A 14386-nucleotide genomic window follows, 5' to 3' on the forward strand; every position below is an offset into this window, starting at 1 on the left:
CCCTGAACGATTATTTCGACGCTCTTTTCCGTGTAACACCAAGACCCAACAATCCAAGTCCCAAGAGTGCAAATGTACCTGGCTCTGGCACCGCAACAGAACCAATGGTTACGTTATCCAGCCCATAGCCGTCGCCATTGGCGTTAGAGAAAATGCTCATATCACCAAGACCGGCAGCATCAAACAAGCTGATGTAGAAAACCTTACCACTACCCAGCGCACTGCCAAAAATATCACCGAAACTGAAATCCACACCGCCTATGGAGAAACGGCCACCCGAATCGTTCGGATCGGTCATATAGAAGCCCATAGCGTTATAGCCTGCGGTTGGTGAAATTTCCATTTCACGAGCATCCATACTGTCGAGCCAGTTAGGCGAAGATAGTGAAAAGCGACCGCTGAATGGGGAGGCGCTGTTGTTGAGAACAGCAAGCCCGTCCTAACAGTTGAAACTGCCATTATCACAAGCACCACCTACTCCCTGCGTGACGCTAGTGAAAGAAGTCCCCGCAACAAGAACTGAATCAATTGTCAGATCCTGTGCACCTACGGTGTACCCTCTGTCGAAGGTCTCAGTAAGACCACTTCCACCTAATGTCGACAGAAACGCCGTTTCTGCAGCTGTAGCGGCAGCATTGCCCTCATCGCTGATTGTCAGTACTGGCACGGCACTAACCAATGAAGACACACTCAGTGTCAATCCCGCTACTGCTAATTTAATGGCTGTTTTCATTGGTACTACTCCTAGCATCCTGGTTTAGTCGCAGTAACCTAAAGCGACCTTTACAACAGAATTGCAAACCCTATGCCAAAATAAATAACCTATCATATTCAGAAATTTAACTTCTATCAGACACTTGGAGTGTAAAGGTTCCTGACACTCATTGTTACCTAGTAAAGCCTTCACACGACAAACAAACCCACAAACTCATTGACTGGCGTCCGCTCAAGCGTCTCCTGATCATTACAGAGGGTAAAAATTTGCTGGCAACGCTGCCCGACAAAGCGGGTTGAGAGATTTGCTTTGAATTTTTCTTCCAATAGCGGAATACCGTCTTTCCTGCGCCGGCGATGGCCGATGGGATACTCCACCGCAACCTTGTCAGTACTTGAGCCGTCGTTGAAAAACACCTGAATAGCGTTAGCGATAGAGCGCTTGTCTGCCTCAAGATATTCGCGGGTGTAACGCTCATCTTCAATGATTTCCATCTTTTCACGCAGCGTATCAATTATCGGGTTAGCCTCATGAAAGCTGTCTTCGTAGTGTTCTGCGTTAAGATTGCCAAAAATCAGTGGTACTGCAGCCATATACTGCAGGCAGTGGTCCCGATCGGCTGCGTTTGCCAGTTTACCTTGCTTGGAAATAATACGGATTGCGGACTCGTGCGTGGTGATGACGATTCGATCGATCTCGCCCAATCGGTCTTTGACCTGTGGATGAAGCGTTACAGCAGCTTCCGCAGCCGTCTGGGCGTGAAATTCGGCAGGGAAGGAAATTTTGAAAAGGATGTTTTCCATGACGTAGGAGCCGAAATCCTGAGGCAATGAAAACTCACGCTTGTCTTCCGGCTTCAGAGCCTGATCCTTGTTGGTTTTGCTGAACAACACGTCGTAGAAGCCCCACTGGGGCGCCGTGAGGGCGCTGGGAATACCCATTTCACCGCGCATGGCAATATCCGCGAGGCGAACTGCCCGTGATGTCGCATCACCCGCCGCCCAGGACTTGCGTGACCCGGCATTAGGGGCGTGACGATAAGTACGCAGCGCCTGCCCATCCACCCAGGCATGAGAAAGCGCGGAAAGTAGTTGCTCCCGGTTAGCCCCCATAAGCTTGGCAGTCACTGCTGTTGAGGCGACTTTTACCAGCACAACGTGATCCAGCCCTACCCTGTTGAACGAGTTTTCCAGTGCCAGAATGCCCTGTATTTCATGGGCCATGATCATGGCCTCGAGAACCGCTTTCATCGCGATAGGGGATTTACCCTCAGCTACCCGCTTCTGGGACAGGTGGTCTGCAACCGCCAGAATGCCACCCAGGTTATCCGAAGGGTGACCCCACTCAGCCGCCAGCCAGGTGTCGTTGTAATCCAGCCAACGTACGATGCAGCCGATGTCCCATGCCGCCTTTACGGGGTCGAGACGGAATGACGTACCCGGCACCCGGGATCCATGAGGTACAACCGTACCCTCAACCAAAGGTCCCAGGTGCTTAGTGCATTCAGGAAAACGCAGAGCGAGCAAGCCGCACCCGAGGGTATCCATCAGGCAGTGACGTGCGGTCTTCCAGGCATCGTCACTGGCAATCTTGTAGCCAAGCACGTAGTCAGCGATTTTCTGTAGGACCTCGTCATAATCCGGGCGTTCGTTCAGATCGAATGTTGCTGACACAGGGTTACTCTCCTTTGTTTAGGTCGCACCAATGAAGTCTAGCCTTTTTGTCCGGAAATTCAGTGTATACGAGCCCGACATACCGACCCGACAGCCAGAAAAACTGTCAGGTAATTTAACACTTGTTCACACTTCTGACTGTGAAGATATTTTCACCCTACTGATTTAAATAGAAATTTATGTATTGGCCCCTTGATTGCTAAATCATGGTGCAGGCTTGAGGCCTCTTAACGCCCAATTGCACACCGGGCAAAAAAAATAGATAAGGACGAAACCAATGAGCAGGAAATTTCAATTCGGTGGACGTATCGCAGGCGCATCAATGGCGCTTGTTCTTTTGGGCGGTGCAGCAAATGCAGTGGCTGCACCAATTACTTTTTTCGGGGAAGATCCTGCGACCGCTGGGGTGCTAGGGCCTAACTCTACCCAAGCCAGGAATGATTTCCTGTCAAATCTTTCCGGTGTGGGAAACGAAGACTTTGAATCCTTCTCTTCCGGCGACAGCTCACCTCTTAGCCTGAGCTTTCCCGGCACCGGGACAACTCTGGATGCGACGATAACCGGTACAGGCTCTATTGGCAATTCAGGTCCCGGACGCTTTCCAACATCCGGGGTCAATTACTGGGAAGTCACCACGGGAGCCTTTACGATTGATTTTGTGGATCCGGTGAGCGCCTTTGGCTTTAACGGTATCGATATCGGAGACTTTGTGACCGATCAGATGATACTGAACCTCACCAGCTCCGTTGGAGAAACCTCAGAGCTTACGGTCCCCCATTCTCTGAATATCCCGAATAGCGCTAATGCAACTCTATTCTTCGGTTTCTACGATCTCGAGGAAACATACACCAGCATTTCATTTACCAATGCGGGTGGCGGTGACTTTTTCGCATTCGATGATATGGTAATCGGCGACATTGGTCAGGTTACACCAGATCCGGATCCGCAACCGGTTCCTGAGCCATCAACTCTGGCACTGCTGGCGATGGGATTGATTGGTTTTGGAGCAAGACGCCGATTTTTGGCGCGTCGCTCCTGACAGGACCTGATGCAGAGTCTCAAGCAGTTAAATAGACTCTCCTGAAAATGAAAGCCATTTGGTCGAAAGACCAAATGGCTTTTGCTTAAAAGCTATCCTCTGGAACCCTTACCCATCCTTCCATCAGAATCCGGGCACTGCGGCTCATGATAGCCTTGGTGGCCGTCCACTGACCGTTCACTTCCTTAGCTTCTGCGCCTACCTGCAGGGTGCCTGAAGGATGACCAAACGTGACTGAAGTACGATCACCACCGCCTGCAGCCAGGTTCACCAGCGTGCCCGGAATGGCCGCTGCGGTTGCTATAGCTACAGCCGCTGTACCCATCATGGCGTGGTGCAGCTTGCCCATGGACAGCGCACGCACCAGCACATCAATATCACCGGCGGCGATATTCTTGCCACTGGATGACGTGTAATCCTTCGGTGGAGCCACGAAAGCCACTTTTGGCGTGTGCTGGCGAGAGGCAGCTTCTTCAATGTTCTGAATCAGCCCCATTTTCAGGGCGCCATAGGCACGGATGGTTTCAAACATTGCCAGGGCTTTGGGGTCGCTGTTGATGTCATCCTGCAGTTCCCTGCCCTTATAACCAACTTCATCCGCATTGATAAACACGGTCGGGATGCCGGCATTGATCATGGTGGCTTTCAGAGTGCCAACGCCTGGCACCTCCAGTTCATCGACCAGATTGCCAGTCGGGAACATGGAGCCCTCGCCGTCGGCGGGGTCCATAAACTCTACCTGAACCTCGGCGGCGGGAAAGGTGACGCCATCCAGTTCAAAATCGCCGGTTTCCTGAACCTCACCATTGGTGATCGGCACATTGGCAATGATCGTTTTACGGATATTGGCCTGCCATATGCGCACGATCGCTGTACCGTTTTCCGGGATACGATCTTTGGCCACGAAGCCACTGTTGATCGCAAAGGCGCCCACGGCTGCGGTCAGGTTGCCGCAATTGCCGCTCCAGTCCACAAAAGGCTTATCGATGCTCACCTGACCAAACAGGTAATCCACATCGTGATCCGGCTGGGTACTTTTGCTCAGAATAACAGTTTTGCTGGTGCTGGATGTAGCGCCGCCCATACCGTCGGTTTGCTTCTGGTAGGGATCGGGGCTGCCAATAACTCTCAGCAACATGTTGTCCCGAGCGGGACCCGGGGTGCGGGCCCTTTCAGGAAGATCTTCAAGGCGAAAAAAGACGCCTTTGCTGGTGCCGCCACGCATGTAGGTCGCGGGAATTCTGATTTGCGGAGCGTGAGTCATTTCGTTGCTCTCATTAGGATATTGAAGCCGGAGCCCTGGCTTTACTTTCCGGCAGCCAGGGCTCCGTTTTTATGCTGCGCCTTCCGATTCCAGGAAGTCCTGGGCAAAACGCTGCAACACACCGCCAGCTGAGTAGATAGACAACTCTTCTGCGGTATCCAGTCGGCAGGTTACCGGCACCCGTTCGGTGCTGTCGTTCTTGCGATGGATAACCAGCGTCAGCTTGGCGCCGGGAGCTGGCGTGCCTTCCACATCGAAGGTTTCAGTCCCTTCAATATCGAGGGTTTTGCGAGTAGTGCCTTCTTCAAATTGCAGGGGCATCACGCCCATACCCACCAGGTTGGTACGGTGAATACGCTCAAACCCTTCTGCCACAATCGCTTCAACACCCGCCAGAGCGACGCCTTTGGCCGCCCAGTCACGGGAAGAGCCCTGGCCATAGTCAGCACCGGCAATAATGATCAGCGGTTGCTTGCGATCCATGTAGGTTTCAATGGCTTCCCACATGCGGGTGACCTTACCCTCCGGCTCGATACGCGCGTAAGAGCCCTGCTTCACATTACCGTTTTCATCCTGAACCATTTCGTTAAACAGTTTGGGATTGGCAAAGGTTGCGCGCTGTGCGGTCAGGTGGTCGCCACGGTGAGTTGCGTACGAGTTGAAATCGACTTCTGGTACGCCCATCTTGTGCAGATATTCACCGGCAGCACTGTCCATCATGATGGCATTGGAGGGCGACAGGTGATCTGTAGTGATGTTGTCTGGCAGCACCGCCAGCGGGCGCATACCCTTGAGGGTTTTCTCGCCAACCATGCCACCTTCCCAGTATGGCGGGCGACGAATGTAGGTGCTCATCTTGCGCCAGTCATAAAGCGGATTGGCGTTGGCTTGGGCATCACGGGTGATGTCGAACATCGGAATGTAGGTGCTGCGGAACTGTTCCGGCTTCACCGACTTTTTCACTATGGCGTCGATTTCCGCGTCATCCGGCCAGATGTCTTTCAGAGTGACCGGGTTTCCGTCTTTGTCGTACCCTAGCGCATCTTTTTCGATATCGAAGCGGATGGTGCCCGCAATGGCATAAGCCACAACTAACGGTGGCGATGCAAGGAATGCCTGCTTCGCGTATGGATGAATCCGGCCGTCGAAGTTACGGTTGCCTGAAAGCACTGCAGTTGCATACAGGTCACGATCAACAATTTCATCTCTGATCGCTGGGTCAAGTGCGCCGCTCATGCCGTTACACGTAGTACAGGCAAATGCGACGACACCAAAGCCGAGGTTTTCCAGCTCGGGCAGCAATTCAGCATCTTCTAGGTACATTTTGACGGTCTTGGAACCCGGTGCCAGGGAAGACTTAACCCAGGGCTTACGGGTAAGGCCCAGCTTGTTGGCGTTACGGGCAATCAAGCCTGCAGCCACCATGTTGCGCGGGTTGCTGGTATTCGTACAACTGGTGATGGCCGCGATAATAACGGCACCATCCGGCATTTTGCCTTCTTCCAGTTCCCACTCGCCTGCAATGCCACGCTCTGCCAGCTCGGAGGTCGGCAGGTGGGCGTGAGGGTTGGATGGGCCGGCCAGTGTGCGGCTGACCGAAGACAAATCAAATTTCAGAACTCGCTCGTACTCGGCGGTCTTAAGGGCGTCGGCCCAGAGACCGGTTTCTTTCGCGTATTGCTCTACCAGAGCCACCTGCTCGTCTTCACGGCCCGTAAGCTTCAGGTAATCAATAGTCTGGCCATCGATGTAGAACATGGCTGCAGTGGCGCCGTACTCCGGCGTCATGTTGGAGATGGTGGCCCGATCACCTACGGTCAGGCTGTCTGCACCTTCACCAAAGAACTCCAGATAGGCACCGACGACACGCTCCTTGCGCAGGAACTCGGTCAGGGCCAGTACCATGTCTGTGCTGGTAATGCCCGGCTGAAGCTTACCGGTGAGTTCAACACCTACGATATCCGGCAGGCGCATCATGGAGGCACGGCCAAGCATTACGCTTTCGGCTTCCAGGCCACCCACACCCACAGAGATAACGCCCAGGGCGTCAACCATTGGCGTATGGCTGTCAGTACCTACACAGGTATCCGGAAAGGCGACCTTTTTGCCTTCACCATCAGCACGGGCCTGCACCACCGGAGACATTTTCTCCAGGTTAATCTGGTGCATGATGCCGTTACCCGGCGGGATCACATCCACGTTCTTGAACGCAGTTTTGGTCCAGTTGATGAAGTGGAAGCGGTCGTCGTTTCGACGATCTTCGATTTCACGGTTCTTTTCAAACGCGTCTTTCTCGAAGCCAGCATGTTCAACCGCGAGGGAGTGATCCACGATCAGCTGCGTGGGAACCACGGGGTTCACCTTGGCAGGGTCACCACCCTTTTCGGCGATAGCATCACGCAGGCCAGCCAGATCAACCAGAGCGGTCTGACCCAGTATGTCGTGGCAGACCACGCGAGCCGGATACCAAGGGAAATCCAGATCCCGTTTACGCTCAATAAGCTGTTTCAGAGAATCCGTCAGTGCAGCAGGGTCGCAACGGCGAACGAGTTGTTCAGCCAGAATCCTGGACGTATACGGAAGCTTGTCATAGGCGCCGGCCTGGATATCTTCCACGGCCTGGCGGGTATCGAAATAGTCCAGGTCGGTGCCTGGAAGGGGTTTGCGGTAGTTGGTGTTCATGGAGATACCCTTGATCGAAATATGTTGGCCCCCTCTCCCCTTGTGGGAGAGGGTTAGGGAGAGGGGGAAATCTTTCTATGCCCGCTTCTCAATCGGCAGCCATTCTGCATGCTCCGGCCCGGTGTAATCCGCGCTCGGGCGGATAATCCGGTTATTGGCACGCTGCTCTTTTACGTGGGCAGTCCAGCCAGATACGCGGGACATAACAAAGATTGGCGTAAACAGTTCGGTCGGGATGCCCATAAAGTGGTAAGTCGACGCATGGAAAAAGTCGGCGTTGCAGAAAAGCTTCTTCTCGCGCCACATGACTTCTTCGCAACGAACGGACACTGGATACAGAACCGTGTCACCTACTTCGTTAGCCAATTTTTCAGACCACTTCTTGATGATCACGTTACGTGGATCGGATTCGCTGTAGATCGCGTGGCCGAAGCCCATAATCTTCTCTTTGCGCGCCAGCATACCCATCAAGCCTTCTTCCGCTTCTTCAGCGCTCTGGAACTTCTGGATCAGCTCCATGGCTGCTTCGTTGGCGCCACCATGCAGTGGGCCGCGAAGCGTACCGATCGCACCGGTTACGCAGCTGTGAATATCAGACAGGGTCGATGCGCAAACGCGTGCGGTGAAGGTAGAGGCATTAAACTCATGCTCGGCGTAAAGGATCAGGGATACGTTCATCACCCGTTCATGCAGCTCGCTTGGCTTTTTGCCATGCAGCAACTCAAGGAAGTGGCCGCCAATGGAGTCACAGGTGCCTTCGGTATCAATGCGCACGCCGTCATGAACAAAGCGGTACCAGTAGGTAATAATGCCCGGGAAGGCTGCCAGGAGACGGTCGATCTTGTCGTCCTGCTCACTGAAGTCCATCTCGGTTTCCAGGTTGCCCAGCATGGAGCAGCCGGTACGCATCACGTCCATGGGGTGAGCGTCTTTGGGAATCTGTTCGAGAACGGTCTTCAAGGCTTCGGGCAGCCCACGCAAGCTCTGGAGTTTTGCCTTGTATGCATCCAGTTCCTGTTGGTTCGGCAACTTGCCGCGCAGCAGCAGGTAAGCCACCTCTTCAAACTGGGCATTGTCCGCCAGATCGCTTACGTCGTAACCGCGATAGGTCAGACCTGTGCCGGTTTTTCCAACGGTGCACAATGCCGTTTCGCCCGCGACCTGTCCGCGCAGGCCAGCGCCACCAAGTTTTTTTGCTTCTGCCATGGGTCACTCTCCCGTAATTATTTAATTATTTGGATTGCTGGAACAGTTGATCCAGCTTCTGCTCGAAGTCGTGATAGTTCAAGTAATCGTAAAGTTCCATACGAGTCTGCATCAGATCAACAACATCTTTCTGATCGCCCTTCTCAAGAATATTCTCGTATACGGTGACCGCCGCTTTGTTCATGGCACGGAAGGCACTCAACGGATACAGCACCATGCTTGCGCCGGATTCGCCCAGTTCTTTGCGGTTATAAAGCGGTGTTGCGCCAAACTCGGTAATGTTGGCCAGCAGTGGAACATCACCCAGAGCCTCAGAGAAGGCTTTGTAATGCTCAAGTTCGGTAACGGCTTCAGCAAAAATACCGTCGGCGCCGGCTTCAATGCAGGCTTTCGCACGCTCGATGGCTGCTTCAAGGCCTTCTTTCTGAAACGCGTCTGTACGGGCCATGATGAAGAAATCTTTGTCTTCACGAGCATCCGCAGCCGCTTTGATGCGATCGACCATTTCTTCTTTGGAGACAATTTCCTTGTTCGGACGGTGTCCGCAACGCTTTTGCGCCACCTGGTCTTCAATGTGAACCGCAGCAGCGCCCGCGCGCTCCATTTCTTTAATGGTGCGGGAAATGTTGAATGCCCCACCCCAGCCGGTATCAATGTCCACCAGCAACGGCAGGTCGGTGGCTGCGGTAATGCGGCGCACATCTTCCACTACATCGTTCATGCTGGTCATACCCAGGTCTGGCAGGCCATAGGAGGCATTCGCCACACCGCCGCCGGAAAGATAGATGGCCTGATGGCCGACTTTCTCCGCCATCATGGCAGCGTAGGCATTGATGGTTCCTACAATTTGCAGGGGCTTGTTGTCGTTCAGGGCCTTGCGAAAACGTGCGCCCGGGGAGAGCTTGCTGGACATATCATTTCCCTCTCTTTTGATATAGTTCGTTTGATTAGCTATTTAATTCAGATAGTTAAAAGACCTTCTTCAATCTTTTTTTCGATATTTTTGCGTGCTGCGTTGATGTGTCTTTTCATGAGAAATTCTGCGAGTTCGCCATCACGCTGGGCGATGGCTTCAACAATACGACGGTGTTCCCCGAGTGCAAGGTGGGGACGCCCGGCGGAGGTACTTAAACGGTAACGGTACATACGCACCATGTAATAGAGGTCGCCGAGGAGCATTTGGGCCAGTTTCGTGTTCCGGCTACCTGTGGCAATGCGATGGTGGAAATCGTAGTCACCCTCAGCCTGATAATAGGCCTGGCCGCGAGCCTCGTCGATCATGGCTTCATGGGCATTCAGAGTGGCTTGAAGGTCGGCAATCTCCTGGTCAGTCATGCGTTCGGCAGCCTGACGCGCCGCCAAGCCCTCCATAACTTCCCTTATGCGGTAGAGTTCCACCAACTCGGAGGCGCTGACGGAAACAACCTTTACACCGGCATGGGGGCGACGAACCAGAAGGCCGCGGGATTCGAGACGGCCAAGAGCCTCTCTAAGCGGGCCACGCGTCAGCTCGAAGCGGGAGCAGAGATCCAGCTCACCGATTTTGTCACCCGGTGCAAGATCCCCTTTGACGATTGCTGTTTGCAGACAATCGAAAGCCTCATCGGCGCGGGTGTAGGTTTGTGAAGCGAGTTCCGACATATTTTGTCAACAATAATAGCTGAGGTTGTCGAAATCTACGCCGGATACCGGATATTGTCAACAATACCTGAGTCGCATTGTTAACAATCCCGGATCATTCGCCACTGATCAACGGTTGATCAGTAGAGCTTGCGTTCAGAGGCCGGTGGCGGCGTGTATTGGTATGCCCAGGTTTCAGTAAGAGGCTCATCGCCCAGGCGCAAATACATGCGAATGTTGATGGGCTCTTCAGAATTGCCGGGCACAAGGTCGAACATGGCCCGATAGCCGTTGATTGCAGACAATGGACGCGCAGAGGTTATTTCCACCTCTCCCCGGCTGGCGCTGATGACCGCTTCTACCTCGGCATCGCCACCCAGCATATCAAGCACGCCTCCGGCAAAATCCACGGCAAATCGCCAGGAGAAATATTCACGCTTTTGCCCGATCACACCGCCCAACCCTGTGCGGGTTGCCTGAACCGTCGCAAGTTCACGAGGGTTGACGGGTGCCCGCTCCCCCCAATGCAATCGATATGAGAACAAATATTCCTGCTCTGGCTGCAGTGGCTGCTCCGGATGCCAGAATGCAACAATGTTATCGAAGGTTTCATCCACTGTGGGGATTTCAACCAGATCAATACTGCCATTGCCCCACTCGCCTTTCGGCTCCACCCAAACGCTCGGACGGCGCTCGTAAAACACCCCATCATCCTGATAGTGGTCAAAATTACGGTCACGCTGCAGCAGACCAAAGCCTTTGGGATTGTTATCAGTAAAGCTGTTAAAACGGAGATGTGCCGGGTTCTCAAGCGGTCGCCAGAGCCATTCGCCGGTGCCGGACAGCATAGCCAGACCATCGGAATCATGGATTTCCGGGCGCCAGTCGTAGTGCATGCGTCGATCGTTCTCACCAACCTGATACATACTGGTAAGAGGCGCAATGCCAGCCCGTTTGATCTCCGTCCGTGGGTAAAGCGCCACATCAACGTCCATCACCATGTTGCTTCCGGGGTCCAGAACAAACGCATAAGCACCTGTTGTGCTCGGCGAATCAAGCAAGGCCCAAACCCGGATCACCTGGCTGCCCGGCTGAGGCTTCTCCAGCCAGAAGGCGCTAAATCTCGGAAACTCTTCGTCTCCTTCCACAGCGGTATCAATGGCTAGGCCTCGGGCAGACATGCCGTACTGCATTTCCGACCCCACCGCGCGGAAGTAACTGGCACCAAGGAAGGCCGCAAGATCCAGAGAGAAGTTGGTGTGGTAATGAAGCCGAAAGCCCGCATAACCCAGATTGCCCGGTAAGTCCCCCAGTGGTTGCTCACCTTCATAATCGAAAAAATCCGGGTTGTAGCGGAGCTCTGTCGCTTTCCCGTCAATGACTTCATGGATTGTAACCGGCGATTGAAAATACAGTCCGAGATGGAAAAGTTGCGCCTGAAAGGCAGACTCGCTATCCGCCCACAACGCGTGATCCTCGCGAAAACGGATGGCCTGATAGTCGTCCCAGGAGATCTGTTTCAGACTCTGGGGCAGTTCACCCTCGTGAGAAATGTAAGGATGCGCTGCCAGGTCCCGTGCATAGCCTTTTAACCAGGCATAGCTGAAGGGTTTTTCGTTATTGCCAGTGCCAGGCTGTGTGTCCTGTGCCCACACCACAGAGCTGAGCGGCAACGCGCTGGCCCCAAGCCCGGCTATCAGGGTTTTCATAAGCGTTCGTCGTTCCATAAACTCTCACCTCTTAATGACAAACTGGCAGACTTAAAGTGCAACTCGTATCAAACGATGTTTCTTTCGCCCGAGCTTTTCGCCTGGGTATTGAGGCGCCCTATGGCGCGGCCCCAGTAACTGGCGGGGGAAGCTCTCCACGCACCTTCATGCAATGCCTTCAGGGATTGGCGGTCTCTTGCCACTTGGCTCATTTCCGCGCGTGATAAGGCATTCGGCCCTTCGCCAAGGCAGCGCGCCACACACGATTTCAGCTCCACCTCACGAGAACCCAAACGGTGATCCCAGGCCAAGGCCTGGTGCAAACAGTTGTGATCAAGCCTCAATACGGCCTGCTCAAGGGGTGTGAGTGGAGAGCCGGTAACGGCACGAGAGCGAAACGCGACTGCGTCTTCAAGCAGTGGCATGGCTCTAATTTCTTCAGGTATGAGCAGAAGGCGGCATTTTCTGAGCGCCTCGCCAAGGGAGTTGCGACTGAGATACACCGCCGTCGGCGCGGCCAGGATCAGCGGCAAAGCCACGGGTAATGACCACAGGAAAAACATGGTATCCAGGCTCCAGGCGAATGCCGACCATCCGCCGCCCAGAAGCATGCCAGGCAGCTGGGTGATAAAAGCCTCCTTCCAGCTTGTCTCTTCCGTCCGGTTCTGCCCCGCCCATTGCAAAGAAACATTCAGTAATGCCGATACCACGTAGCGGCTGTGCGCCCACATACGCACTGGAGCCAGCAACACTGAAATCACGATTTCCAGCATCACGCTGCAGAACAGCCGGAAAAGACCGCCAAATTCTTTTGTAAACCTGTGGATCACGGCATCAAGAATGGCCAGAAACTTCGGGAAAAACAGCAAAGCCAGCGTACTCAGCGCAAGACCCAGAGCCCATTCCGGCCTCCACTCAGGCCAGAGCGGGAACAGCCCCTGATGACCCTCGGGAAAGTACTCGATGGGCGACAGTGTCATATCGGCAGCCGCAATGGTGGTGAGAATCAGAAACCCCAACCACAAAGGAGAAGCGACGTACGCCATAATACCGTTGAGAAACGCCATACGATGAGCAAACCGAAGGCCCGGCTCCCGCAACATAACCCACAGGTGCTGTAGGTTACCTTTGGCCCATCGGCTGTCTCGTGCCAGTTCGTCGGCCAGGGTTGGCGGAGACTCTTCGAAGCTGCCACCCAGACCTGGTTCCAGCCAGACTTCGTAGCCGGCCCGCCCCATATAAGCCGCCTCGACAAAATCGTGGCTCATGATCGGGCCGCCGAAGATCCCGATACCCGGTAGCTTGCGTAGCCCGCAATGCTTCATGAAAGGTTCGATACGCAAAATGGCGTTGTGGCCCCAGAATGCCGCATCACCCATCTGAATGGCTGCAAGGCCACTGGCGAACAACGTAGAGTAAAACCTGTTGGCAAACTGCTGAACCCGGGCAAACAAGGAATGACCGTTGATAATATTCGGGTTGGTCTGCAGGATACCCACGCCAGGCTCGCGCTCCATCAGCCTCACCATGCGAACAATGGTGGAGCCCGTCATCAGGCTGTCTGCATCGAGCACGACCATATACTTGCAACGCTTTCCCCAACGACGGAGAAAGTCGGCCACGTTGCCACTTTTATAATTAAGGTTTACCGGGCGCCGGCGATAGAAGATGCGCCCCTCACCGCCAAGCTCTTTGGCCAGTTGATTCCATGCAACCTGCTCCTCCAGCCAGACGTCAGGGTCTCGGCTATCGGAAAGTATGTAGAATTCAAAATGCTCGATCTGGCCGGTACGTTCGATATCCCGGTATACGGCTTTAAGACCGCTCAGCGTCCAGTGCACCGGCTCATGGTAGATAGGCAGTAGCACGGCCGTTTTTGCCAGCGGTGTTTTCAGCAACTCCGCTTCTTTATGACGCTTGAGTATCGAATGGCGATCACCGCCCATCAGTCGAATCAGAAAGCCGAATACTGCCGTCCAGAAACCGACGGCAATCCAGGCATAAAGGATCGCGAAAAGTGCCAGCATCCCCAATTCCAGCAGGGTGCCCCCGTGGTAAGGCAATACCCAGAGCAGGTAATAGGATGCCACTGTAGTCTGACCAAAGACAAAGAGCATCAATACCGCCCGTCGGATATTCGCAACGAGTCGCCAGCGGTGTTTTTCAGAGCCTGCCGTTAATGTGTTATCCACGGCTGCGGTACCCGATACTGCCCCGGCACAACGGTGGCGCTACTGCGGGAATGATTGCCCCGGGGATAGAGAAGTAATCAGGCAACCGGTCCATTACGTTTTCCAAAAGGCGATGCCCGCCCTTGTCTTCTCCCACTTCGGCCATAGCATCATCAATAAGTTGCAGCATTTGTCGGCATCGCTCACTGGTCATTTCGACGCCTGCTTCACTTAGATAGCTATATACACGGCCAAAAACCTGCTGAAAGGAAATGTCTTCCATGCTTGTCTCCTTGCCTGTTATTTC

General features: G+C 54.0%; 12 protein-coding genes. 1 reads left to right on the forward strand and 11 read right to left on the reverse strand.

What is annotated here, in order from left to right:
- Nucleotides 1-10 precede the first annotated feature (10 nt).
- The 3 genes from Q4606_RS12555 to prpD form a co-directional block, all read right to left on the reverse strand.
- Nucleotides 11-358 carry a PEP-CTERM sorting domain-containing protein gene (locus Q4606_RS12555; protein ID WP_303607733.1) on the reverse strand — a complete coding sequence of 116 codons (348 nt, stop codon included), beginning with the start codon at nucleotides 356-358 and terminating at the stop codon, nucleotides 11-13.
- Between the two features lie 81 nt (nucleotides 359-439).
- Nucleotides 440-733 (reverse strand): hypothetical protein, encoded by a 294-nt coding sequence (locus Q4606_RS12560; protein ID WP_303607734.1) that lies wholly within the window; start codon nucleotides 731-733, stop codon nucleotides 440-442.
- Nucleotides 734-903: 170 nt separating this feature from the next.
- Nucleotides 904-2388, reverse strand: coding sequence for a 2-methylcitrate dehydratase (prpD, locus tag Q4606_RS12565; RefSeq protein WP_303607735.1), 1485 nt, complete (start codon nucleotides 2386-2388; stop codon nucleotides 904-906).
- 277 nt (nucleotides 2389-2665) lie between these two features.
- Here prpD and Q4606_RS12570 point away from each other — a divergent pair, with 277 nt between their 5' ends.
- Nucleotides 2666-3427, forward strand: a complete 762-nt coding sequence (locus tag Q4606_RS12570; protein WP_303607736.1) for a PEP-CTERM sorting domain-containing protein — start codon at nucleotides 2666-2668, stop codon at nucleotides 3425-3427.
- 85 nt (nucleotides 3428-3512) lie between these two features.
- Here the strand turns inward: Q4606_RS12570 and prpF are convergent, their stop codons facing one another.
- The 8 genes from prpF to Q4606_RS12610 form a co-directional block, all read right to left on the reverse strand.
- On the reverse strand, nucleotides 3513-4691 hold the full coding sequence (gene prpF, locus Q4606_RS12575) for a 2-methylaconitate cis-trans isomerase PrpF (RefSeq protein ID WP_303607737.1): 1179 nt from the start codon (nucleotides 4689-4691) through the stop codon (nucleotides 3513-3515).
- Nucleotides 4692-4760: 69 nt separating this feature from the next.
- Nucleotides 4761-7373, reverse strand: a complete 2613-nt coding sequence (gene acnD, locus Q4606_RS12580) for a Fe/S-dependent 2-methylisocitrate dehydratase AcnD (protein WP_303607738.1) — start codon at nucleotides 7371-7373, stop codon at nucleotides 4761-4763.
- Nucleotides 7374-7448: 75 nt separating this feature from the next.
- Nucleotides 7449-8579, reverse strand: coding sequence for a 2-methylcitrate synthase (gene prpC, locus Q4606_RS12585; protein WP_303607739.1), 1131 nt, complete (start codon nucleotides 8577-8579; stop codon nucleotides 7449-7451).
- Nucleotides 8580-8604: 25 nt separating this feature from the next.
- Nucleotides 8605-9492, reverse strand: coding sequence for a methylisocitrate lyase (gene prpB / locus Q4606_RS12590; protein WP_303607740.1), 888 nt, complete (start codon nucleotides 9490-9492; stop codon nucleotides 8605-8607).
- Between the two features lie 47 nt (nucleotides 9493-9539).
- Nucleotides 9540-10220, reverse strand: coding sequence for a GntR family transcriptional regulator (locus Q4606_RS12595; RefSeq protein WP_303596137.1), 681 nt, complete (start codon nucleotides 10218-10220; stop codon nucleotides 9540-9542).
- Nucleotides 10221-10339: 119 nt separating this feature from the next.
- Complete coding sequence (locus Q4606_RS12600) at nucleotides 10340-11926, reverse strand: glucan biosynthesis protein (RefSeq protein WP_303607741.1); 1587 nt, start codon at nucleotides 11924-11926, stop codon at nucleotides 10340-10342.
- A 50-nt stretch (nucleotides 11927-11976) separates the two neighbouring features.
- Nucleotides 11977-14100, reverse strand: coding sequence for a glucans biosynthesis glucosyltransferase MdoH (gene mdoH, locus Q4606_RS12605; protein WP_303607742.1), 2124 nt, complete (start codon nucleotides 14098-14100; stop codon nucleotides 11977-11979).
- Nucleotides 14093-14362: a hypothetical protein gene (locus tag Q4606_RS12610; RefSeq protein WP_303607743.1), complete on the reverse strand. Its 270-nt coding sequence runs from the start codon at nucleotides 14360-14362 to the stop codon at nucleotides 14093-14095. Before Q4606_RS12610 ends, mdoH begins: the two co-directional genes overlap by 8 nt.
- Between the last annotated feature and the right edge of the window lie 24 nt (nucleotides 14363-14386).

It is taken from the genome of Marinobacter sp. 1_MG-2023, assembly GCF_030549045.1.
Classification (GTDB): domain Bacteria; phylum Pseudomonadota; class Gammaproteobacteria; order Pseudomonadales; family Oleiphilaceae; genus Marinobacter.